This is a genomic window from Paenibacillus sp. FSL P4-0113 (assembly GCF_038009305.1).
GTDB lineage: Bacteria > Bacillota > Bacilli > Paenibacillales > Paenibacillaceae > Paenibacillus > Paenibacillus polymyxa_D.
Map to the genome: position 1 here is coordinate 3395465 of NZ_JBBPAZ010000001.1, position 23401 is coordinate 3418865.

25 protein-coding genes are annotated in these 23401 nt (G+C 44.5%); 6 read left to right on the forward strand and 19 right to left on the reverse strand.

Annotated elements, in window-relative coordinates; all coding sequences use genetic code 11:
* Nucleotides 1-27 precede the first annotated feature (27 nt).
* A complete protein-coding gene (locus MKX46_RS14490) occupies nucleotides 28-360 on the reverse strand; it encodes a PTS lactose/cellobiose transporter subunit IIA (protein WP_013312602.1) in 333 nt (110 codons plus the stop codon).
* Complete coding sequence (locus tag MKX46_RS14495) at nucleotides 353-670, reverse strand: PTS sugar transporter subunit IIB (protein WP_029518773.1); 318 nt, start codon at nucleotides 668-670, stop codon at nucleotides 353-355. Before MKX46_RS14495 ends, MKX46_RS14490 begins: the two co-directional genes overlap by 8 nt.
* Nucleotides 671-1005: 335 nt before the next feature.
* Between MKX46_RS14495 and MKX46_RS14500 the strand changes: the two genes are divergently transcribed.
* Nucleotides 1006-2121 carry a WG repeat-containing protein gene (locus MKX46_RS14500; protein WP_029518774.1) on the forward strand — a complete coding sequence of 372 codons (1116 nt, stop codon included), beginning with the start codon at nucleotides 1006-1008 and terminating at the stop codon, nucleotides 2119-2121.
* Between the two features lie 73 nt (nucleotides 2122-2194).
* On the opposite strand, the gene MKX46_RS14505 is transcribed toward MKX46_RS14500, so the two are convergent.
* On the reverse strand, nucleotides 2195-2632 hold the full coding sequence (locus tag MKX46_RS14505) for a hypothetical protein (RefSeq protein WP_165145680.1): 438 nt from the start codon (nucleotides 2630-2632) through the stop codon (nucleotides 2195-2197).
* A 327-nt stretch (nucleotides 2633-2959) separates the two neighbouring features.
* On the opposite strand from MKX46_RS14505, the gene MKX46_RS14510 reads away from it, so the two are divergent.
* The gene (locus MKX46_RS14510) at nucleotides 2960-4345 is read left to right on the forward strand and encodes a transcriptional regulator (protein WP_209947599.1); all 1386 of its coding nucleotides are present in this window, start codon (nucleotides 2960-2962) and stop codon (nucleotides 4343-4345) included.
* A 732-nt stretch (nucleotides 4346-5077) separates the two neighbouring features.
* Here MKX46_RS14510 and MKX46_RS14515 read toward each other — a convergent pair.
* On the reverse strand, nucleotides 5078-5755 hold the full coding sequence (locus MKX46_RS14515) for a cell surface protein (protein WP_209947597.1): 678 nt from the start codon (nucleotides 5753-5755) through the stop codon (nucleotides 5078-5080).
* A 17-nt stretch (nucleotides 5756-5772) separates the two neighbouring features.
* Nucleotides 5773-6303: a matrixin family metalloprotease gene (locus MKX46_RS14520; protein ID WP_341071395.1), complete on the reverse strand. Its 531-nt coding sequence runs from the start codon at nucleotides 6301-6303 to the stop codon at nucleotides 5773-5775.
* 810 nt (nucleotides 6304-7113) lie between these two features.
* Here MKX46_RS14520 and MKX46_RS14525 point away from each other — a divergent pair.
* On the forward strand, nucleotides 7114-7293 hold the full coding sequence (locus MKX46_RS14525; RefSeq protein WP_209947593.1) for an aspartyl-phosphate phosphatase Spo0E family protein: 180 nt from the start codon (nucleotides 7114-7116) through the stop codon (nucleotides 7291-7293).
* An 84-nt stretch (nucleotides 7294-7377) separates the two neighbouring features.
* Here MKX46_RS14525 and MKX46_RS14530 read toward each other — a convergent pair whose 3' ends face one another.
* The 4 genes from MKX46_RS14530 to MKX46_RS14545 form a co-directional block, all read right to left on the reverse strand.
* On the reverse strand, nucleotides 7378-7626 hold the full coding sequence (locus MKX46_RS14530; RefSeq protein WP_209947591.1) for an AbrB/MazE/SpoVT family DNA-binding domain-containing protein: 249 nt from the start codon (nucleotides 7624-7626) through the stop codon (nucleotides 7378-7380).
* A gap of 268 nt (nucleotides 7627-7894) precedes the next feature.
* Nucleotides 7895-8053, reverse strand: coding sequence for a hypothetical protein (locus MKX46_RS14535; RefSeq protein WP_176715748.1), 159 nt, complete (start codon nucleotides 8051-8053; stop codon nucleotides 7895-7897).
* Between the two features lie 9 nt (nucleotides 8054-8062).
* Complete coding sequence (locus MKX46_RS14540; RefSeq protein ID WP_029518788.1) at nucleotides 8063-8629, reverse strand: hypothetical protein; 567 nt, start codon at nucleotides 8627-8629, stop codon at nucleotides 8063-8065.
* Between the two features lie 13 nt (nucleotides 8630-8642).
* Entirely contained in the window at nucleotides 8643-10154 is a 1512-nt protein-coding gene (locus MKX46_RS14545) for a DUF4153 domain-containing protein (RefSeq protein WP_029518789.1), read from the reverse strand.
* A gap of 147 nt (nucleotides 10155-10301) precedes the next feature.
* On the opposite strand from MKX46_RS14545, the gene MKX46_RS14550 reads away from it, so the two are divergent.
* Nucleotides 10302-12038: an ABC transporter substrate-binding protein gene (locus tag MKX46_RS14550; protein ID WP_341071396.1), complete on the forward strand. Its 1737-nt coding sequence runs from the start codon at nucleotides 10302-10304 to the stop codon at nucleotides 12036-12038.
* 209 nt (nucleotides 12039-12247) lie between these two features.
* On the opposite strand, the gene MKX46_RS14555 is transcribed toward MKX46_RS14550, so the two are convergent.
* Nucleotides 12248-13648 carry a transcriptional regulator gene (locus tag MKX46_RS14555; RefSeq protein ID WP_069012261.1) on the reverse strand — a complete coding sequence of 467 codons (1401 nt, stop codon included), beginning with the start codon at nucleotides 13646-13648 and terminating at the stop codon, nucleotides 12248-12250.
* Between the two features lie 213 nt (nucleotides 13649-13861).
* Between MKX46_RS14555 and MKX46_RS14560 the strand changes: the two genes are divergently transcribed.
* Complete coding sequence (locus MKX46_RS14560; protein WP_069012262.1) at nucleotides 13862-14107, forward strand: DUF6953 family protein; 246 nt, start codon at nucleotides 13862-13864, stop codon at nucleotides 14105-14107.
* 42 nt (nucleotides 14108-14149) lie between these two features.
* Here the strand turns inward: MKX46_RS14560 and MKX46_RS14565 are convergent, their stop codons facing one another.
* Nucleotides 14150-15109: a helix-turn-helix transcriptional regulator gene (locus tag MKX46_RS14565; RefSeq protein ID WP_341071397.1), complete on the reverse strand. Its 960-nt coding sequence runs from the start codon at nucleotides 15107-15109 to the stop codon at nucleotides 14150-14152.
* Between the two features lie 112 nt (nucleotides 15110-15221).
* On the opposite strand from MKX46_RS14565, the gene MKX46_RS14570 reads away from it, so the two are divergent.
* Nucleotides 15222-16169 (forward strand): Gfo/Idh/MocA family protein, encoded by a 948-nt coding sequence (locus MKX46_RS14570; RefSeq protein ID WP_318627742.1) that lies wholly within the window; start codon nucleotides 15222-15224, stop codon nucleotides 16167-16169.
* Between the two features lie 42 nt (nucleotides 16170-16211).
* On the opposite strand, the gene MKX46_RS14575 is transcribed toward MKX46_RS14570, so the two are convergent.
* The 8 genes from MKX46_RS14575 to nikB form a co-directional block, all read right to left on the reverse strand.
* Nucleotides 16212-17228: an asparaginase gene (locus MKX46_RS14575; RefSeq protein WP_341071398.1), complete on the reverse strand. Its 1017-nt coding sequence runs from the start codon at nucleotides 17226-17228 to the stop codon at nucleotides 16212-16214.
* Nucleotides 17229-17458: 230 nt separating this feature from the next.
* Nucleotides 17459-18226, reverse strand: a complete 768-nt coding sequence (locus MKX46_RS14580) for an amino acid ABC transporter ATP-binding protein (RefSeq protein WP_029518797.1) — start codon at nucleotides 18224-18226, stop codon at nucleotides 17459-17461.
* A gap of 4 nt (nucleotides 18227-18230) precedes the next feature.
* A complete protein-coding gene (locus MKX46_RS14585; RefSeq protein WP_013312615.1) occupies nucleotides 18231-18947 on the reverse strand; it encodes an amino acid ABC transporter permease in 717 nt (238 codons plus the stop codon).
* Nucleotides 18948-18977: 30 nt separating this feature from the next.
* Nucleotides 18978-19787 carry a transporter substrate-binding domain-containing protein gene (locus tag MKX46_RS14590; RefSeq protein WP_069012265.1) on the reverse strand — a complete coding sequence of 270 codons (810 nt, stop codon included), beginning with the start codon at nucleotides 19785-19787 and terminating at the stop codon, nucleotides 18978-18980.
* A 143-nt stretch (nucleotides 19788-19930) separates the two neighbouring features.
* Nucleotides 19931-20740, reverse strand: a complete 810-nt coding sequence (gene nikE / locus MKX46_RS14595) for a nickel import ATP-binding protein NikE (RefSeq protein WP_341040312.1) — start codon at nucleotides 20738-20740, stop codon at nucleotides 19931-19933.
* A gap of 38 nt (nucleotides 20741-20778) precedes the next feature.
* Nucleotides 20779-21603, reverse strand: coding sequence for an ABC transporter ATP-binding protein (locus MKX46_RS14600; RefSeq protein WP_069012267.1), 825 nt, complete (start codon nucleotides 21601-21603; stop codon nucleotides 20779-20781).
* A gap of 20 nt (nucleotides 21604-21623) precedes the next feature.
* Nucleotides 21624-22454, reverse strand: a complete 831-nt coding sequence (nikC, locus tag MKX46_RS14605; RefSeq protein WP_080658671.1) for a nickel ABC transporter permease subunit NikC — start codon at nucleotides 22452-22454, stop codon at nucleotides 21624-21626.
* Entirely contained in the window at nucleotides 22454-23398 is a 945-nt protein-coding gene (gene nikB / locus MKX46_RS14610) for a nickel ABC transporter permease subunit NikB (RefSeq protein WP_069012269.1), read from the reverse strand. The genes nikC and nikB overlap by 1 nt, the downstream gene beginning before the upstream one ends.
* Between the last annotated feature and the right edge of the window lie 3 nt (nucleotides 23399-23401).

The following is a 23401-nucleotide window of genomic DNA, read 5'->3' on the forward strand; positions in this document are numbered from 1 at the left end:
CTAAATTTCACATACTTATATGTTTCGCTATAAATTTCTGGATTTGAACAGCTCCAGCAATTCTAGAACCAGGTCTTTCATGGTAACCGTGGACATCAGATGATCCTCGGCATGCATCAGAAGGAGCGAGAAGGGAGTTTGGGTACCTCCCGCTTCCTTCTTAACCATTTGAAAATGGATATCATGTGCAGCACGTAAATCCTGCTTGGCTTGTTTGAGCAGTTCGTCCGCGCCTTCTACATTTTCATTTCGGTATTCAGTCAGCGCCTGAATTACTTTACTGCGAGCGCTTCCACTATGAAGAATAAGTTGGAAACTAATCTGTTCTTCCGTCAGTTCAGCTATATTGACTTTATCCATTTTTGCGTTCCACCAGCTTCACGGCCTGTTCATAGGCTTTCTTACCGTCAACCATTCCGTAGGCCATCATGTCGATCACTTCTACGTGAATACCATATGGAGCTGCTTCCTTTTCCAGTTGTCCTTTCAGAAAACTCATTTGTGGTCCAATCAATACCGCGTCAGCCTTAGCCATGTCTTCTGCCGCCTGATCTTGACCTACTGCCCAAATTTCAGCCTCGTCTCCAATGGACTTAGCATATTCCTGCATCTTGGTAACCAGCAAACTTGTAGACATACCTGAGCTGCACGCCAGTAAAATTTTTTTCATGATTATTCCTTCCCTTCAAGGTATTATTGGATGTTAAGTACTAGAAAACGTTTACAGCGTAATTATAAATCCAGTCTTTTGATTTGTCTATACATTTAGGTTATATGTATAGACTTTTTTTAAAATGACACGACTTCTCCACTTTTTTTCTTGAAAATGAACGTGATCTCTTATCTTTAATCTCTCAGTAATAGCTGAAAATTAGAAAAATTTAGAATATCAAGAAACATTCCTACATTTTTATCGTCTATATTATGGAAGACCTTACGTATGGGGGTAAGATTTTCCGAAGCCCAAAGTTAAAAAATCAAATCAACTCATAAAGGAGCTTATGCATGTTAAAAAAGTTAGGATTAGCTGCATTGATTCTGGTTACTAGCCTCTCCGTTATTGGAACAGGCTGGGCCGCATCCAGCACAACAACCATTGAAGTTTCTAAAACTGCTCTGGATTACAACATTGCTCGCCCGCTGAGCGATGGTGCTTTTCATGATGGCTTATTGGCCGCTGAAACATCTGCTGGAAACCTTGTGTATTACAATACCAAAGGAGCAAAAGCTTTCTCACTTCCCGCCGAGCTTAAACCCGTTGGCGATTTTCATGAGCAGCGAGCCGTCGTCAAAAATACAAAAACCAATCTCTATGGGTACATGAACACCAAAGGAACACTAGTCATCCCTTGCCAATATACCGAAGCCAATTTCTTTTCGGAAGGAAAAGCCAAGGTCACCATAGCAGACACCAAAGAAAATGCAATTATAGATCGAACGGGAAAAATCCTTTCTCATTTTAAAGAAAATGTGGATTCAGAATATATATTTACGGACGGTCTGGCTCTTGCCTACGCCCCCAACACTGGCAAGATCGGTTTTGTGAATGCCTCTGGTCAACTAGCGATTCCTTATAAATACAAATACAGTCGTGGTTTCTCGGATGGCTTGGCTATTGTTCAAAATAGCAAAGAGCTCTACGGGTATATCAATACAGCAGGGAAAGAAGTCATTCCTCTTCAATATAAATCTGGCGGAGACTTCTCGGAGGGATTGGCCCCGGTGCAAAATACCAAGGGGAAATGGGGATTCATCAATAAACAGGGGAAAGTCGTGATTCCCTTTAAATTTACGGATGCTCAGAATTTTAGTGAAGGCCTGGCGAGTGTGAAAAATGCAAAAAACGAAATCGGATTTATTGATAAAAACGGAACGCTGGTCATTAAATATCAACTTAAATATGATGTTACCTCTCCGTTCAAAGAAGGCTTTGCTTTAGTCGGTAAACAAACACAATCATCCGTCTCAGACGGCAAATTTGGCTACATCAATCGTCAAGGGCAACTGCTGACTAAACTTGAGTACAGAGCGGAATCCTCCTCCTTCTCCAATGGCTATGCTGTTGCTTTTATCAAGCCAGGCAAAGCTTTCATTGTATCTAAACATTCCGTTTCAAAATAAAAAAGACGACCCCGGAAACAGATCGAGTGGATCTGCTTCCGGGGTCATTAAATTTCCAGTATATCGAATATAATTAGTCGTGTGTGTAGAATTTCACTCCAGGCAGATCTGCTGCCACCCACGAATAGTTAATGGTGTTACTGTTATAATTCTTGGTCCCCGCCTGAGCAACCTGTACTTCTTTCAAAATCGTAATCGATGAACCCTTCGGTCTGACAACGACTACATGACCATGTCCATCCTCTTTTTTGATCCCGATCGTAGGATACCCGAGATTAGCTCTTTTTTGAGCATCCTGAAAGGTTACAGAGTACCAGCCCGGCGCTTTTTTATTCAGTAAAGCATCAGCCATTTGATTGGCTAAGCCGCTTGGCAAGGGTGCTGACATCGCAGACATCACGTCTTGAGCGAAAATATTACATTTCGTTCCACCTACTGGCGAATACTTCTTGTTCGTTTCTACCTTAAAACCGTCAATTACAGATGCGTAAGTACTTGCACTTCTAGCCATTGAAATTCCCCCTGAATATAAGTTGTAGAGGAAATGAACGGAGTCGCTTGAACATCTGAATGGCTCCACATTCAATTGATGTTGGCCTCCATTCCCTCTCAACTATTAGGGTGATTTCCGGCTTACTTTAACAACGCAATACGCAAGGAAATAATCCTAATTCACAAAAAAGTAATTAGTAGAAAAGTATATATAATACATCCATAAGATGGTATAATATCTCCCAGAATGGATTTATATTTTAGCATCGGATTGTCCCAATAAATATCCTTATAGATCGCTATCTAACGGAATACATAAAATGTTACGTTAAAGGGGTTGTTACACTTGGAACCTACAACCACGATACGCGCAGAATTGGAAAACTTCATGAAACAGAACGAGTTAAACATTACTCAATTCGGTCTGGTGGCAGGTATAAACCCGGGTACAGTAAGCGGGATCGTCACAGGCAACCGTACACTTTCCGTTCAACAATTAGATCGTATTACAGCCACGTTGGGTCACCCCAAAGGACATTTTTACAAGAATTATATTGAGGAATTTTTGAGTGCAACAACCCCTAACATACGTAGAGTCAGGCCCCTTTTCTATCATTGTGCAGAATTGAACATGTTGGACTGCATTGAGCAGGTCGTTAACCTGCTCATGGAAAAGCTGGCATACGGCGATGCCCTGTTTACCATAGCTGAGGACTTTTTCCAACAAGGAAAGTTTGCAGCGTCCATCAGTCTTTATGAGAGCGTAGCCGTTGGTGAGAAAAAGCAGCACTCCGAGCGACTAGCCCTTTGTCAGTACCGCATTTTTATGGCAAAGCAAGGAGACGATCAACAGAAAAACCATCAGGCTGCTACTCAGTTTGAACCTTTCATCGAACGTCTGGATGACATAGATCAATTGGATGCCTTAAGAGATTTAGCCAACACATACCGTTCATTGCGATTATTTAACAAACTAGAGGAACTGATACCTGTATTGGAGAGTAAGGCCGAAATTCAATATTCATTGAATGAGAAACGCGAAACAAGAAAAAAATCCAAAATGCCGTTATTCTTCTATCGCGCCCTTCCGCATTTACTACGTGCTTGTGTTAGTGAAGCGACTGGGGATTATAAGCAGGCATTACAACATACTTACGCTTATAGCGATTTAAGTTGGGTGAGGGAGAAGGATAAGGAAACTCAATATTGGATAAACCGATTTAAAGAATGGGCACAAGCTAATACTTATGTAAATAAGCTGTTATCTGGAGATATAAGTATACTTCCTGAATATGTAGCGTATATTGAATCTAAAAAAGATGAATTGCTTCCTGCTTTATTAAATATAATAGAAGCAGCCAATCGATTTGATATTAATGTGGATCATATATTACAGAAATTCAAAATTGAGATCAAAACATTAGCTGAACAGCATAAAGATGAACGTGTGTATACTAAACAATTTATTTCAGAACGTTTTGCTCGTTATCTAAATGAATTAGCTGATTACTATTTACGTAAAGGTATGTATAGCGTGGGTTTAGACTTTGTTTTAAGTAGTCTAGAAAAATCTTCTAAGCTGAAAAGTAAAGAATGTATAATTAGGTGCGTAGGAGTATTTGAACGTTTTAGAAAGCATGCATCTTCTGAAACTATAGCAACCTACCAAAATCTGATTGATGAGGTGTATAAAGATGAAAAAAAAACTAGGAATAATTCTTCTAGCAACTAGCTTTGTGTGGGGATTGTTCATCCCAATACATCCCCAAGAAAAATTACCTACCCAACAGCTTATGGAACAACATGGTGGCTAATTAATTTTAAGACCATTCTTGTAAGTAGATCTATTTTATTGCGGATGGATTTATATAAGCATACAAAAATCCTTTATAATGTAAGCCCGGCTTTTTGAGCTGGGTTTTTTATATAGGATTTATAACCTACTCTTTTTAGAAAAATAATGGTGAATAGTAATGCTAGTAAGCGGGCCATAATTGAGAACTACACGCCAATTTTATATTGCATCTTCAAAGAATAACATAAAGCGTCTTAACTAAGAGATTGGATTTCCAATGAAGGCGTCCTAAATGATTCATTTTAGCTTTTTCATTTGAGCTAATCTTTTGTTTTTATTGAAGAGGATCTTTTATGGTAACAAATGAACTGCTTCGAGAAACGGGGCTTCCCTCTTCAATCCTTGGGCGCTTTCTATCGAGAATATCTATATAAGCCTGATCGACTTACAGTTAAATTGCCCTCTAGTTCTCCTGTAGAATTGTTGCCTTCGTTACTTTTGAAGGTGGTTCAAGGCGGGTAGCTGAATTAGGTTTTTAGATTAAAGCAGTCTAAATCCCCTATATTTGAGGTTTAGACTGCTTTACAAAAATCTATATCACAAATTGGTATTCAGAGTTTCGCATCATCCGATTGAAGTCCCTCCGGAAATTTATGCAGAATGCTCATATTAAGAAGCTTCATACTTGGAAGTAAATCTTTTTCGATCTTTATCAATTTCGTTTTTATACGCATCCTGATACTTTTTATACTCATCTGTTTTGGTTAGTTCATTAGCAATGCTCTCTTCACTAAGTTTCTGGATACTGTTTTTCGAAAAGAAATCTGTTTTTACTTCTATATTAGAATTTGGCCCTGATACTAACAACGAACCATCGGGCTGAGTCGCAGCAGTAAATACGTATGCCTTCCCTTTTTGTGGAAGAAAGTCATCTTCATATAAAAGATATGTGCTCTTATCTTCACTCAATCCCCCGGACTTTTGAAGAGGAATGGAAACATCTTTCTTTAGATTACCTTTTATATTATCAAGCACTTTAATGGAATAATTCGTATAGGGACTTTTCAATTCTTTTGGCCCATCTTCCGTTTCTTTCGTTACAGGAAATTTATAATCAGTTCCAGTCATTTCTTCTACAAATCCTACAAATACATAATCTGCAAAACCTACAACCTCTTTAGGGTTATCTACATTTATATCAAATGAAGCATGTAAATAACTGGTTGGAACCTCGCCAGCCTTCGTTATATTCTTGTCTACATTACTATTGGAGCAACCGGAAGCCAGCATGGAAATCATTGCGAAAAGAGACAAGAAAATAAAACTTTTCTTCATGTTAATTATCATTGATTGTACCTCCTTAATTAGTATTTTTTATAAGCGAGATCGTATGAAGCTTTATCATTAGCGCTGAGCGTTGTTATAGACGTAACATACATATACATTACATCACTACTTGTATTATGACCCAATCCAAGAGCATGACCAAGCTCATGAGTAGCAACATTTTGCTTTTGATTAGAGCTATAGGTATTCATTCGATATTCATTGAATTTCAATGTACCCGCTGAAGAAGTTACACCGGCAGTTGTACTGACTTCGTAATAATCGGATAATGTAACATCTTCAATAGTTGATACATAGTCTGGCCTAATAATACCAAACTTATAATTTTCCCAAGAATTTACTCCTGCATTAAATGAATTTTGATAAGCTGTATTTCCTCCCCATTCTAGGTGCTTAGTAGAATCAACTAAATCCCACGACAATAAGGATGTGGTAGCAGCAGATGCTTGCAAAGAAAAAAACAATGAACTGTGTAATGATAAAATAGTAAGTGCAGCAATTGTAACAATTTTTTTAGTCGTAACTTTGCGAATATTCCCCTTCTTCATTCTATATCCTCCCTAAATTTTAATATAATCTACTTTTTTCACAAAATGATTTTATAGATTAAATTTGAACTATATATTTCTTAAAACGTTGAGGTTTATAGTTAGCCCCATACCTCTAATTTTCCATACATGAACACCTCCTTTTATGGTGTGCTCCCATTAAGATGCATGAGGTTTGCACACAGCCCTTTGAGTCCCTCTATTCATTAGACACTCATTGTTGTAGTTCTAAGGTGAGCGGAGAGGATTAAGTCGCCCCTTATCCCAAACTATAGCAGTAACACCTCTTTATGTCATTGACTATAAAACTATGAAAATACCAAAATATATGACATGTTTATGTACCTTGTTTTATGCTCTATTATCCGTCTGAACGTATGCAGGTAATTCCATCCAAGCTTGATGCAACAAGCCTTTTATAATAATTTGAGTTTAAAAGAGTAGTCGTACTTTGGGTTATAATCAGTAATCTTTAAAAATATTAATTCAAAAAAATCTGAATGTTCCTTTAGTGATTGATGGGATTGGTAGCCCAAATCATCGGTTCCAACTAGGTATTTCCATGATCAAATAGGATAAAACCTCCCGTATATTCAACTCTTGGGTTAAACATTACCCATTCGGTCTGGTAGCAGACATAAATCCAGGCACGGTAAGCGGGATCGTCACGGGCAACCGTACAATTAGATCGTCTTACAGCTCCTAAAGCTGGTTTTTAATTTTTAGAAAAGATATTCCTCATGTACTTTCACTTTTCCCATAAATACACATGGCATCCTAAAATAAGTATCACCTAAGGAGGGGTGTATGATGGGAAGTGAAGAAACTTTGCAACAACGATTGGAGAAAAATCGACAGCGGCTCTATGATTTGCAAGCGAAATATGGACTAGAGCATATCTATGTACTCCGTCAATCTATGGTCTTGGACGAACTGATTAATCAATACAATCGGATATACTATGCAAAATTAAAAAAGCCGATTGCTTGAAGGCAATCGACCGGGCGAGAAACTTGTGGTGGGTCACTCGCCCTTTTATTGTAACATACATGCCAAATAATCCGATTGCCAGCTTTATCGTTTATTTTTCAATTCATTCATACAAGAGATACAGATCCAAGCATTTTTAAAATATGTAAGATGTTGAGGTTCGCCACATAAGGTACAAACTTTCCCCGTGCATTGTCGCATGATCAAACCACTCTCCGTCATCCAAAACTCCATCGCTGTATGCTTGCCAATCCCCAGACGCTTTCTTATATCCACGGGGATGACAATCCGACCTAAGCTATCCAAGTCCCTGACCATTCCTACGCGATCCAAAAAACAACCTCCTTATTTCAAAAATATCAGTAGCTCAAAAATAGGCATAAATGCTTGAAATAAGGAAATATTTATCATCACATGGAAAGAACCGGAAAAAACCGTGTTCAACATGGAGAAAATATACAGCGCCTTGCCGGGGGAAACTTCCCAGCAAAGCGCACAGTTACGCGCTAAAGGAGAATCATAGGTACGTTCATGCTTTTTGCCTTAATAAGCGAGACTCCCTCCCGAATATCCAACGATACGAGCGGGCAGAAGAAAAAGCCTAATCATCACTTAACTGAAGGCTTTCTTCACTGATTACGGTTGGAACGATAAGCTCAGGAGTAGTCGTAGGCTTAGCTTGTGTTAAATAGTCTGCTGCCCCCACCATCAGAGCGATGCCGATAAATAGCACGATCCAATTACGATTCTTTTTTATCATCTGTACCTCTCATTCTTCACTTCGCCCGTTCAGCCACTTGAACCAATGGAGCAGATGACTGAATCGGTATTCATGCTGCAAAGCATACGTCCATACTTCAGGCTCTTCACCGGGTTCCTTCCAGACGAGCATGGAAAAGTGACCCTCTTCCTCGCTTGCAACCGACAGCAGCGAAAGACGATCATCCCCGAATCGGTATGGAGCCGATTCCACCCAGTAATTCCGCATATCGCTGATCCAGCTGCGAAACTGCTCTGTACCTGCGATCCGCAGCACCTCATCCGGCAGGAGCAGGTGCTCGTCGATGTCCTTCCAATCCCCCGCATATCGGTACCGCGCTGCCAGCATCGGACTGAGCGGTCGGGTTTTACCCGGGGCCAACGTAGGCATATAGGCGACGGGAACGACCGGACCGATACTCTGGATAGCATAAGACCGAGCTTCCTCCTCACTCATTCCGTAGGACATCGCCTCCGCAAGAAAATGGTTTCGTCTTACACCAAATTGATGCTGATACTGTGACATCTCATCCTGTAGCTCCAATACCATACCCTCCACTGTATCTGTTCCGATCATTCCCAAACACCTCTCATTCCAAAATATAGTTGTGCAATTCTCGTTGCGCTCGATACTTTGCCCAATTGAATTCAGACCAAGCCGATTCTTCTCTCGTCATGCTCGTCAAACGGGCTTGTAAAAACTCATCCAGCGCTCCATGTTCCTTACGGCTAAAGTCAATCAGCAGCGGAATCGCGTCCGCCGATAGCTCACTCAAATATTCCTTATCTATCACCGATGTCGTGCGATACCGTTCGAGATTATTTTCAGCAATCCGTATATCAATGCCCACATAGTTCACGACGACATAGGCGACCAGAGCGAGTACAATATAATATTTCGCCAACGGCAGTTGACGGAAATGAATGCGCATTGCTGCAATAAGCAGTAGCAAGCCCAGAAAAATCATAAACGCGTGTACCAAATAGCGGGTGTACGTATAGCCGTATGCTTCTTCGTACATAACCAGCCGGGTATATCCCGAATACAGCATCACACCCGAACAACCCACGAGTATGTACAGCAGGCCGCTGTTCATTTTTTGCACTATACCTGAGCCAAATTCAGTCCACTTCAATACACTGATCATCAGCACAAAGTTGATACCTGTTACCATAACCAGCTCCCCGAATCCTCTTCTCGCATATTCGGCATACGAGGTTCCTTCGGGCAGAGCACCTTCCCATGCACCAAACAAATATCCGAACTGCAACACGACGAACACAACATACACCAAATTCATGACAATCAGCACCGTAGCGGTAATTACAGGATCAAACTTGATCGCAACCGGCTCGTGGTAAGGTACTGTTGATGACTGAGTTTCTCTCTGCGTATTACGCGGAGCAGGCTGTACAAATCCCCACAAGTAACAGAAGAAACAGAAGGTGAAAAAGCAGATCCAGATCAGCCGCGGCAAACCACTCCCAAAGGTCAATGTGCCAATCCATTCGGGTATGCCAGATAACAACTTTTCGAACATCCCGTCTGCCGAAGCCAGCAGAGATATAATAATGAGTAGCAACGGCAAGGCAATAAGTAGACCGATTATCACTTTACCCAATACACGCTTACGCTCATCCTTTACATTCCGAAAGGCTGCCGTCTTAAACATTCGAAACGGAGTCACGATATGGCGAAAATTTTGATAAAACCAATGGCTTAGCGCCTGACCGATAATACCGGGTTCTGACCAGCCATGCCTTTTCTCCCCGAACAGCAGCACCATATGTACGCTAATCAGAGCAGGTATCGCCAGCGCATTTAACACATATAGGATCGGATTATTGAACAGCACGTATGTCAATGCCAGCATGAAAATGATCACAAACAGCAAACGCCCTATCCATGATTTGAGCTGGAAACGATCTCGATTAAAGGCATACATATAGGCGTAAAACCCAATAACAAAAATGGGCATAGACACGCCCAGCCCATGTCCGAAGAACAGATATTGATGAACCAGCGCCAACACAATTGCGCCAGCAAAGGCAGACAGAAACGACGTTTTCGGCAAAGACGTTCCATTCATCTTGTCATGCATGATAAATACCTCCGCAAATATGCTTTATAACCCTTATTGTAGATGATAAAATAAGAAGATAAAGAGAAATTAATTCAAACAAAATTTCCTATTTTATAAAAGTGGCTACGCTTTTAATCAAATATAGGGGAAACGGAGCAACCTTGAATGAAACTCCATGCCCAATTTTTACGACTTCACTCACACGCAGCTGACGACAAGGACGAAAACCATACTATAGAGACGACGCTGGATGAGCTGGCAGCTATTTTTGACTGTACTCACCGCAACGCCTTGATGATCATTCAGAAAATGGAGCAGCATGACTGGATACAATGGACTCCCCGCCGAGGCAGAGGCCGCCGCTCCAGTCTGCGCTTCCTTATTCAGCCGGAAGACATTGCCGTGCAATCCATGATGCAAGCCATAGACCGCCATGATATCAAACGCGCGCTGGATGAGATCCGAGTTCATTCGCGCTCCTCCACCATGCAAGAGCATTTGCAAGGCTGGCTGCTAAATTATTTTGGGCACCACGCGGAGGTGCGAAGTGATCAGCAGCAAATCGACACGCTACGTCTGCCTATTCGCCAGCAACTTTATACGCTGGACCCGTTGTACTTGAACTGGCTTGCCGAGTCCTTCGTATCCAGCCACGTCTTTGATGGCCTGGCCCGTCGGGCGAACGAAAGCGGCGAGATTTTGCCGGGATTGGCGCACGCTTGGGAGGTGGACACCACTCGTACACAGTGGACTTTTTTCCTGCGTAAAGAAGTGCTGTTTCATAACGGAAAAATACTCACCGCTGAAGACGTCGTCTATACCTTTGAGCGACTGAGTCGGGCCCCGGGAAGGAGACTTTACCATTTTATCGTCCGGCAAATTCAGCACGTCCAGGCGTTAAGTCCGACGATGGTACGCTTCGTACTAAAGGAGCCAAACGAGCTATTTCTATCCTTCCTGTGTACCAGCCGGGCTGCGATTGTGCCGCGTGAGCTTAATCAGGTGGGTGAAGCCGCCTTTGGCATCCACCCTGTCGGTACAGGGGCATTCAAAGTCACGGAAATGAACGAGAGCCTGTGTACACTGGAGGCTTTCGCACCTTATTTTCAAGGCCGGGCTCATCTGGACCGCGTGGAAATTGTCCAACTCCCGTGGGCGACTAAGCTGGAATCGTCGGATACGGAAGACACCGCTTCTTCTTTTCACATTATCCATAATCCCGTATCGGCGGGAGATACGGATACCGCATGGAGCCAGATTCACTCGGCGGCTTCGGTACGCAAATTTATCACATGTAATACACACAAGGATGGACCGCTGCGTAACCCAGAAATACGTGCCCGCATTGTAGCATGTCTGGATCATCGCTCCCTTCCTCCAGCAGTAAATTCATCTAACGATTCTTATGAACCACTGGCGGCACTGCAAATTGCTACCATTCCCGAGTATAAAGCGGACGCAGACCGGGTTGCGGCTCAGCTCGAATCCTGTGGGTATACCTGTAACATCGTGGCCGCATCTATGAACGAATTCAAAAGCTCATCTATCCGTATGGAGTCAGACTTAATCATCTTTTCTCTCTTTCGTGACCGTGATGAGCAATTACGCCTGTTTGACTTGTATCTGAATGTATCCGGACATGTTGAGCCTCATAGCCGTGTGGATATCGAAAGACTGCTGCGTGAAATTGCACGGGAGGCCGATCACACTGTTAGGGCGCAGCAATTTGAACATATCGAAACTCGGCTCATGGATGAGCACCAGCTGCATATTTTATATGAAAAACCCGTTCAGACGGCCTATCTCCCTTCTGTGCGCGGCGTATCTTTTAACAGTCAGGGCTGGGTGGATCTGCGTCATGTCTGGTTTCCACCTGCTGTACCTCCATCATCCAAGCCTTGAGCCAAGCGGTCCATTCAAGCGCATCGGATGACCAAAAAAAGGTATCCTCTTTTCACAAGAGGATACCTTTTGGGTTACGACAATCCAGACCTTTTCAAGTAGATGGTTCAAGGGATGAAAGCGCCCATCCCCCCAACCCATGACTGTGGACATCGCTAGGATCTTCCATAGGAGGGGTAACGGGTGGAAAATTCAACAGGATAAAAACATTAAATGCGAGCAGAGAAAAAACGATCTTTTTTATCATGGATGTACTCTACCTCTCCAAGTAAGTTTTTATATTCCTCTTTGTCCTGAGAAGTGGCAGTATGCCGATACTTTTCAAATAATCCTACACATTTGATGGTGACAGGATTACCATTCAGCACGACGGAATAAGAAAGGCTCTCAAGCAAGAATTTCATACCTTTGGTATAACGGTGTTTGTTGAGATCATAACAAGCCATCTCTGCCAAAAATCGTGCATAGAGATCTGCTGACATTTGCTCCGTATAAGTGCCTACCTTAACATGCTGATCTGCAAATGCCTCAATTTGTTTTTCAAAACGTTGCAGTACATGGTCTACATTAAAATCATAACGGTTGGCCGCTACCATAATTTTATGTAACCCCACGAGAATTTCGCCTTCGTTTTTTTCCAAATAATCTACATACTGTGGAATCACATCCAGACTGCCGGACATCAACTGGTATAAATACCCGTTGGCCTCAGCCCAGTTGCTACAAAGGGCCTTCAAACGCCGAGCTTCTTCCGTATCCTCTTGCACCCAGCTCAAATCAGAGTATAGGGATACAAATTCCAGTGCCTTCTGATAATCCCCGCGCTCATCCCACACCCCGGCACGCAGCACGTAAGAATATACAATATACATAAACAAAGGACCCTTAGGTTCCTTGCCACGCTCCGGTCTTCTGGTATTTCCGTATTTTTGCTCGTATTGTACCTTGGCTTTTTGAGCCATTTTTTCAGCATACCATTCTACTTTATCCCAACGCCGCAAGGAGGCATAGGTATTAGCCAAGTCTCTTAAGGCATCCAGTTGGTCTGCTTCACCCAGTCGGTCCACAAAGCTTTCGAAATGTGTGGCTGCCCATAAATTTTCGTCCTGGTCATCACCAACGGCAATCGTAAATAAACGGTATTGGCAGAGCGCCAGACGCTCTGAATGTTGGTACTTCTCACTTTCCGAAACATTTTTATAAATAATTGCAGCAGCCTCGAGCTTACCTTCGCTGAATAATTCTTCTGCTGTCTCAAACAAAGCTGGGGCGTATATGAGATAGTCCATCATAAACTCCACGACTTGCTTAATACAATCCAGTTTGTTCAGCTCTGCACAGCGATGCAAAAAGGGACGAACCCGTCGCCAATTCGGTGCCGTATTCCGTATAAATTCATCAATGTATAACTCATAGAGGCTCCCTTCTTCAAGCCCCATGCCTGCACCAATCCTATCCAACAGCAGCATCGCAATCGGACGATTACCGTTAATAATGGCACTGATCGTTCCTGCATTAATACCTGTGTTCTCCCCAAACTTACTAATCGTAATTCCTTCTCGTCTGATGTACTGTTCCAGCTCTGCGCGAATTGTGGTTGTTTCCTTCAAACCAGGCACCCCCAGGGATTACTTGCATGATTACAATACAAAAAAAGAAAATTCCCGTGAATATTCCCTTAATTATACAAAAGAAAGCTCGCTTAGCCAACCGCTCCAGTAAATTTATATCAAAAAATTCAATAATTCTCCGAATTGCCGTATACTACGGGGAGGTGAGCCGAGCAGCTACACCCAATCGGTACGCAGGAAAGGATACGACAAATGGACAACACCCCTACAGCAGAACAAGAAATTGCACAATGGATGGTCGCGCAGATCCGTGAAGTGGGCACCCTGAAACAAGAAGATGCAATTGCATATGTACGCTCTGAGTATGGAGAGCAGTATGTGTTTATAAGCGAGCATGGTCATGTATCTCTGGAAAAAGAAATCAAAAAAGCATTTCGCAAGCTTCATGGTGGCAGAATCGCCTGGGATCGTGACGGATTTCTCTGGGCCTGGACTTAACAAGCAAAAGCATCTGCCCTAGGCAGGTGTTTTTTTAATGATTTATCCATATATCCTCTGGAGTCGGTTAATTTCTTCCTTCACAAACTGTCGGAGTATTACAGGCTCCACAACTTCAACCCTGCCAATCCAATCCATAGCATCGCGGCAGGCCGCTTCATAACTATACATGTTGACCGTTAGAATGAAATGAGCGCCTTCCTGTACAGACTGGATGATTTCCATCCTTTTCGCTATGATTTCCGCTTGCTTCTTATTCGTTCGGATCAGAACGGGATAGTATTCTTTCTCTGCACAAAGCTGCTTAAACGCGGTTTCTTGTCTCATCCAATGATGCTCCAGCGAAAAATCCTCCGGAACCTCAAAGACTTCCGCAGATGGTTGAACCTCCTTGATTCGCTCACACTTAAAGGTCCGAACCTCCTGCCCAACTTCACAGAAGGCAATGAGGTACCAATCTCCTTTTTTCACCACAAGTCCGTAGGGATGCACATGACGGGAAGAACAGATTCCGTCAGCTTTTTCATATTGAATGTTTATTTTATGGGACCCCCACACCGCAGCTCTTACGGACTCAAGACAAGGAATGGCTATACGTTCCGTCCACCACGGCGTATCATCAAAATAAAACCGCGCTTTGGCTTTCTTAATATCGGACTGATACGAGTCTGGCATCGTCTGTTCCAGTTTGAGCAGAGCATTCTTTAACTTCAAACCCGATTCCGTGGGCCCGCCTGTATAAATGCCCATCCCTGTTAAATACAACTGAATGACATCCCCGCCATTCAACTGTTTCAGGTTCGCCGTATAACCCTCCATTAAATAAATTCCGCCCTTCGGGCCGGAAGCGGTAACAATCGGAACGCCGGCTTCAGCCAGGAGGTCGATATCCCTGTAGATGGAGCGTACAGAGGTTTCCAGTGCCAACGCCAATTCCTTGGCTTTCATTCTCCCTCTAGATTCGATACATAATAAAATCGCGATTAAACGATGCAGTCTCACAATCATTCCTCCACAATAGATGGTTAACCCGAATTGAAAAGATAATGCAAAGATTGTTGACACCCTGTTGGCAGTAATAGGTGTGTATCATAGAAGTAAAGAGGTGTGATGGATGATGAATATTGGAATATTGGGGACGGGATTCGGCGCGTATCATGCCTCACTGTTAAACAACCATCCCAAGGTAAACAGAATCATGGTATTTGGAAGGAACGAAGCCAAGCTGCAAAAGCTGAAAGAGGAGCTAAACGTAGAAGTCACACAAAATATAGAGGATATTCTGCTGGATCCAGACGTGGATATCGTCGATCTATGCCTGCCTTCCCACCTGCATAGGTCATATGCGGTGGACGCGCTGAAGCACGGTAAGCATGTATTTTGTGAAACACCCGTTTGCTTTGATCTCGAAGACGCTCTTCTTATGCAACAAGCTGAGAAGCAATATGACAAAAAGATTCTGGTCAACCAGTTCATTAAGTTTGACCCTGCCTATACCTATCTGTATGAAGCATACCGCCAACAGAAATACGGGAAGCTCATTTCCTTATCTTTGAAAAGAGAAACGTCTCCTCTATGGGGGGATCTTGGACTAAGCTCCATCCCTACTCAGTTCATGATTCATGAACTGGATTTATTGACCTGGCTATTAGGCCCCTGTGATCCTTGTACAGTCTGGGGTACAGAAGTTACTCATCCTGAACAAGCACAGATTCGGGCTTACTTTCAGCATCGGGATACATTCACAGAAGTCATGGCCTCATCCCACTTGCCGGGAAGCTACCCATTCACAGTGGCCTATGAGGCGTATTTTGAAGAGGCCAAGCTGGTATTTCATGAAAGCGACGAAAACGATCTTATACCTACCGCATTATATGAATATACCGCATCAGGACAGCAAAAAATCAACCTCGAATCTGCCAATCCATACGAAAAAAGTTTGGACCATGCACTTGAATGCTTTGGTGGACATCCGGAAAGCCTGATTCCACTGGAGTCAGCTGTACAAGCGCTGAAAGTGGCTATTGAGATTAAAAGCAGACTGGGGCAAGCCCAGCGTTAACCCGGTATTTTTGCAAAATCCTCATCTACGGAAATCAGCTTCCTATAAGGAAGCTGTATCCGCAGGCAAGGAAACTTCGTCCGCGTAGTTCGTTGCCATAATCTTGGCTACCCCTGCCGGGTCGTCCGTCTGCCCCAACGCCCACATCATTTTCGTCACCAGCGCTTCCGTTGTCATGTCATACCCCGGAATAACACCCTTCTCCAGTACCTTTTGCCCCACTTCGTAAATCGTCAAATCCCCGCCCTCATAAGGACATTGAGTAGTCACGACAATACTCATACCGTCCTTCATCAGTTCCTCGATTTTACTGATCAGGCTTCTTTCTTTAAAAGGGACGCCGCCCATACCAAAGCCCTCAATGACGATACCTTTATAGCCCAAGCCCTGAATGGCATCGAAGATCGCCGGATTCGTACCCGGAATCAGCCTGAGCAGAAATACTTCGGAAACATACCCGTCGTTGTATGGGTGACGAGCGGTACCGCGATTTGCAAATACGCCCTCCGTATAGATCACCTTACCGTTCTCCACGAGTCCGATATACGGATAGTTAATACTCTCAAAAGCATTATAGCTGCGTGTTCTGATTTTTGAACTGCGGCTACCGTTGATAATTTTGCCGTTAAACACGACAAAAACCCCCGCCACCTCGCCACATGCGGTCAGGAATGAGTCGATTACATTTTTTTTGGAATCGCTGTGCTCCGCCAAAATAGAAACCTGCGAACCTGTCACGACGACGGGTTTGTCTACAGTTCCCAACATGAAGCTCAAGGCTGATGCTGTATAAGCCATCGTGTCCGTGCCGTGTGCAATGACAATACCGTCGTATTGATCGAGCGAACGATGTACCATCCGGGCGATGGAAGCCCAATCCTCAGGTTGTGTATTTGTGCTATCAATGCTCATCAGATTATGGGCATCAATCTCGCAAATCTCCTTCAGTTCCGGAATTTCCGCCAAAATATTTTCAGCCGATTGGGTCGGTGTCAGGCCGTTTTCCTGATAGGAGGAAGAAATGGTCCCTCCGGTATTAATGAACAAAACCTTTTTCATATCCAATGTTCCTTCCCGATTACATCTTCACTGTATTGTTCTTAGAATTTATCATGAATAAGTGTGATAAGCTACTTTGCAATGGAAAAGAATTGGAGATATGAGGGGCCAAAAAAGCACGACAAACAAGCGCGGGCTTTCCTTCCTCCTGCGACTTGTCTAACGTGCTTTTTACATAGGTGCAATAAGTCCACAGCGCTGCACATACCTATAAGCTATCCACGTACTTCTTATGGGGATACAGGCTGCTCCTGTGGCGCTCTCTGTACCAACGCTTTGCCCAGAAACTGCCGTGTCCGTTCTTCCTTGGGATTGGTGAAAAACTGCTCCACGGGTCCCTGCTCCACGATCACGCCATGCTCCATCAGCACAACCCGATCCGCTACATCTCTCGCAAAACCAAGCTCATGCGTGACAATAATCATCGTATTGCCTTCACTCGCCACCTTTTGAATCACGGACAGCACTTCATCTACCAGTTCAGGATCAAGTGAAGATGTCGGTTCATCGAACAACAACACCTGCGGATTTAGTGCCAAAGCACGGGCAATCGCAACTCGCTGCTGCTGTCCACCCGAAAGCTGGGCAGGATAATAAGTCATACGATCCTTTAACCCGACCTTTTCCAGAATGCCTTCACTGATCTCCCTCGCCTGCTTACGATCCAGCTTTTTCACACTGGTCAGACCAATCATCACATTATGGAGTGCATTCAAATTTTTAAACAACTGATATTGCTGAAATACCATGGCCGTTGCCATCCGTAGTCCGAGAATATCCTTTTTTCCCGCCTTGGCCGCGTCTACCTTTACACCGTCAATTTCAATGACACCACTGGTCGGCTGTTCCAAAAAATTAATGCTGCGCAGCAGCGTGGACTTCCCCGATCCGCTTGGGCCCAGGATCACTACGACTTCTCCCTTTCCCACCGTCAGGTCTATGCCCTTCAACACGTGATGCTGTCCAAAATGCTTATGAATTTGATGAAGTTGAATCATACCCTTACTCACTTCTTTCGTAAATTCGAATACGCTTCTCCAGCACGACAAGCCCGCGCTCAATAATAATACACACCAACCAGTAAATCAGAGACACCGCAACATATACCTCAAAAAAAGCCAACGCCCGCGCGCCCATAATTTTAGCCTGTCCCATCATATCGACGACACCAATCATAAAAATAAAAGACGTATCCTTCACTGTACTGATCAGCGTGTTTCCCAAATTGGGCAAAGCCACCGTCAACGCCTGCGGCAGTACAATTTTGAGCATAATTTGTGTTTGGCTCATGCCGATGGAATTAGCAGCCTCAAATTGTCCCCGATCGACCGAATGAATCGCCGCCCGAAATGTCTCCGACAGGTATCCCCCGAGGTTCAATGAAAATGAGAGCAACGCAAACAGTTCGGGCGGAATGACATAGACATTGAATTGCTGTAAGAACCCATATTCGCTCTGAAAATAATACAAAAACTTGGGTATTCCGTAATATACGAGAAACAGCTGCACAATGAGCGGTGTTCCCCGAATGTACGAGACATACAACGTAGATAACGGTGCCAAGACAGGCACCTTGTATATCCGGATTAAGGCCGTAGCTAACCCGATGATCCCACCCAGCAGCATGGACACAAACGCAATCCATAAGGTCACGGGGAGATACTCGACGATCTGGGGAAGGCTTTTCAGCATATAATCAAGATCAAACAGCTTTTCCATAGGAACCCCACTTTACCCTTTACATTGTTATTACTGAGGAATAAATTCTCCACCTGTCCACTGTTCAGACAATTTTTTCAGTGTTCCGTCCGTTTTTAACTCTTTAATGATCGGGTCGATTTTAGCTTTCAGCTCTTCGCCCTGCTTATCCTTTTTGAACACCAGATTAATGTTATCGCTTTGCACCGGCTCGCCCACAGCTTCCACCTGCAAACCTTCCTTCTTGATCGTTGCCGCCGCCATAACCGGATCATTCACATAAGCGTCCACTCGGCCATTTTGCACGTCTTGAAGGTTATCGGACGAAGTGCCTGTATCATTGTATTTTAAAATAATTTTATTCCCGTTCTTCGCATTATACTGTTCCAGCAACTGTGTGTAGGAGTCGCCTACCGAGGCTGCTACCTTCTTGCCTTCCAAATCCTTGAGGGAATGAATATCCGTTCTACCCTTTTTCACAATAATAACCGACTGAGCCGAGAAATAGGACTCATCCGAGAACAAATACTTCTTCTCACGTTCAGGATTTTTGGCAACTTCATCTGCAATCATCTGAACTTTATTCGAATCCAGGGCAAGGAATATCGCATCCCAACCCGAAGGTACAAATTCAATCTTATACCCGTCCAGCTTCTTGTCGATCTCCTTGACTACTTCCACATCGTATCCGGTCAGCTCATTTTTATCATTCGTAAAGGCAAACGGTGGGTAGTCATTTTGTGTGCCTACATAGATCACCTTGTCCCCCGATGCCACATCCTTCGAGGAACATCCACTCAAAGCACCCGTTAATAACACAAGAGATAGGCCAATCGCTGCTACCAAAGCAGATTTCTTCATATTATGACATCCCCTTTTTAATATCCAAGTAATTTACTATGATTTTATATTATAACGGGTTATTCAAATAATACAACAAGTAAATTTCATATTGATTATTTAGCTATATGTTGCACAAAAAAAGGACCCTTGCGGGTCCACTGTTATCCATGAAGCGGAAAACGTTCTGCTGGATGCTCTGGCAAAATGGACGAGATCAACCGTCGTACAGCGGGATGAGCAGAGTCCAAAATCTGATCCTTCTCATCACAGCGCTCGATCAATCTCCCGTGCTCCATCACAGCAATGCCATCGCAGACGGCGTATGCCGCCCGAATATCATGCGTGATGAACAGATATGACAATCCAAACGAAGATTTCAGTTCTCCCAGCAGGGTTAAAATGTGCATCTGGTGAACCATATCCAGACTGCTGACGGACTCATCCAGCACGATCAGCTTTGGTTTAAGCGCAATCGCCCGTGCAATGTTGATCCGCTGCAATTGTCCGCCACTGAACTGATGCGGATATTTAATCCGATCCTCTGGCTTGAGGCCAACCCGTTCCAGTAGGCTTTCGACTGTTCTTTTTTGTTCCTGCGCCGATAACCGTTCGTAATTGTCCAAAGGCTCCCCAATAATCTGCCCAGCGGTCATTCGGGGGTTTACAGCAGAGTGGCAGTCCTGAAATACGACTTGCATATCCCGTCGCAGTCCCCTGAGGACCTGGGGACTCGCATTATAAATGTCCTGTCCCTGGAACAGAACCTGACCCTCCTGCGGCTTCTCCAGCCCTAGAATAATCTTGCCCAGCGTGCTTTTACCAGCTCCACTGGTTCCAAGTAAGCCCAGGCAAAATCCACTCTCTATAGTAAGCGAAACGTTAGCCAACACAGGGGGACGTGGTTCAGAGCGGCCCAGCCATTTGCGCCTTCCATAGCTATGGGTTACTTCCTTCACTTGTAGCATGCGCATTCGCTCCCCTTTTGAAAGTGTGACCGTCGAACAGGCGACTAACCACCTACCTGATTTATGCCCCGAAGAGACAACTTGGGTCTGACATGCAGCAGCATTTTCGTATATTCATCCTGCGGGTGATCGAACAACTGATGGACCTCAGCCTGCTCAACAATACGACCCTGCTGCATGACAGCCACTTCATCCGCCAATTGGGAAATGACGCCCAGATCATGCGAGATCAGCAAAATGGACGTATTGTATTCCGTACGCAAGCGATCCAGCTCTCTTAGCACCTGTAGCTGATTGACCACATCAAGCGCCGTCGTTGGTTCATCGGCAATAACCACTGCTGGCCGCAGGCACATGGAAATGGCGATCATGACCCGTTGCAGCATCCCTCCGCTCAACTGAAATGAATAACGCTTCATCAGCTTGGCTGGATCGGGCAAATTCATATTTTCCAGAGCCGTTATGGCAAGATCACGGGCCTGTCGTTTGGTTAATCCGGTGTGCGTGCGGACCGTTTCCATAAACTGAGCTCCGATCGTATACACTGGCGTAAAGGCACTCATCGGATTTTGCATAATAAACGCGATTTCCTTGCCCCGAATACGGCGCATCTCCTCGGCCGCCATTCCGTTCAGCTCACGCCCGTTCAGACGGACACTACCTTCCACGTCCATCGTCTGGCGATCCAGCAATTGGAGCAACGCTTTACAAGTCACGGTTTTGCCGCTTCCACTCTCGCCGACAAGACCCAGAACTTGTCCCCTTCTCAGCTCAAAATGAATTGGCTCCAGCAGAGACACCGCTCCTGCATCGGTTTTGAGCTTCACCTGTAAGTCGCTGACCTCCAGCACCTTCGCCCTGTCGTCCATCGTTGTAACTCACTCCTGTTTTACTGACGTTTGGCAATTCCGTATCGGTCTGACAGCGCCTCCCCCAATATATTGAAGGCCATCACCACCACCAGAATCATAACCCCCGGATAGATCATTAATTCCGGATGGCTGCGGATGTATCCCGTTCCCTCATGAATCATCGCTCCCCATTCGGGAGTCGGCGGTTGGATGCCCAAACCGAGGAACGACAACGCGGAAATATCCATGATCGCCCAGCCCATTTCCAGCGTACCAATGACCACAATCGGCCGCAGCACATTCGGAATAATATGCCGCCGGATAATGGCTCCTGAGGAGGACCCGCTGATCCTTGCGGCAGCTATAAAATTCCGTTCTTTCAGACTGACGACCATATTGCGGCACATTCTGGCATAATACACCCACTGCACCATCATTAATGCAAGCAGCACCTGCATGAGGCCCGGTCCAAAAATACCGACAATGCCCAGCACAAGCACCAAATTCGGAAACGCCATAATACCTTCACAAAACCGCATCAGCACACTATCGACCCAGCCGCCCACATAACCCGCAAGCGACCCGACCACAACGCCGATGCTAAGCGAGGACAGGAAAATTAAGGTTGCAAAGCCTAGCGAAATCCGTGCGCCATACAGCAACCGGGATAAATTGCACCGACCCAAATGATCAGTTCCCAACCAGTACTCTTTGGAAGGTCCCTCCAGCTTGTGCAGTAAACTGACTTTAACCGGATCATGGGGAGCCAGCCAAGGAGCTAGCGCCATAATAATAAAAAGAGCAGCCAGTACGACAGAGCAGACCACGATTACCTTTTGACCTTTGAACATTGTACGCAATCTTATCATCACTGCTCTGCTCGTCCCTTCGATGAAATTCGGGGGTCCATATACAAATGCACCAGATCAACGAGCAAATTGCATACGATGAACAGGCATGCCGCCAAAAACACATAGCATTGTATGACGGGAATATCCCGGTTAAAAATCGCCTCCACAAAATAACGGCCAAACCCGGGCCATGAAAACACCTGCTCCACAATAATCGTTCCGGTCAAAAGTTTGCCCAGGTTCATACCCATACTTGTAATCAGTGGAGCAATGGCAATTTTCAGTACATGCTTGAGCATGATCACCCGCTCACGGAGTCCTCTAGTTCTGGCATACTGCACATACGTTTCCTGCAGCTGCTCCAACACACTGGAACGCAGCAGGCGCGTATATAAAGCAATCAGAACCAGCGACAGGGTTAACGTGGGCAGCACCAGATGCTGCCACGTTCCTCGCCCCTCTACAGGGAGCCAATCCAATCGGACAGAGAAAAAGAAGATTAACAAATATCCCAGCCAGAACTGGGGAATAGACGCCCCAAAATATGAAATTCCTCGACTAAGCATGTCGATCCAGCCATTTTTACGCATCGCCGCTAGCACGCCCAACGGGATACTCACTAGAATAGATAGCACCATACTGCTCACAGCCAATTCAAAAGTGGCGGGCAGCCGAACTTTGACCTCATCCCATACCGGCTTGTTGGTCAGATACGAAGTACCAAAGTCCAATTGACTGATTCTTTGAAGTGTATGCATATACTGCGTCAGCAAAGGCTGATCCAGCCCGAACTCATGTCTTTTCTGCTCCAGAATCTCTGGGGTAGGATAAATATGAGCAGCCGTCAAATAGGCCTCGGCCGGATCAACTGGTGAAATATGAATCAGTGCAAAGGTAACGAGGGTGGCAAAGAGAACAATAGGAATGACCGCTACCATTCGCTTCCCGATATAGCTGATCATAAG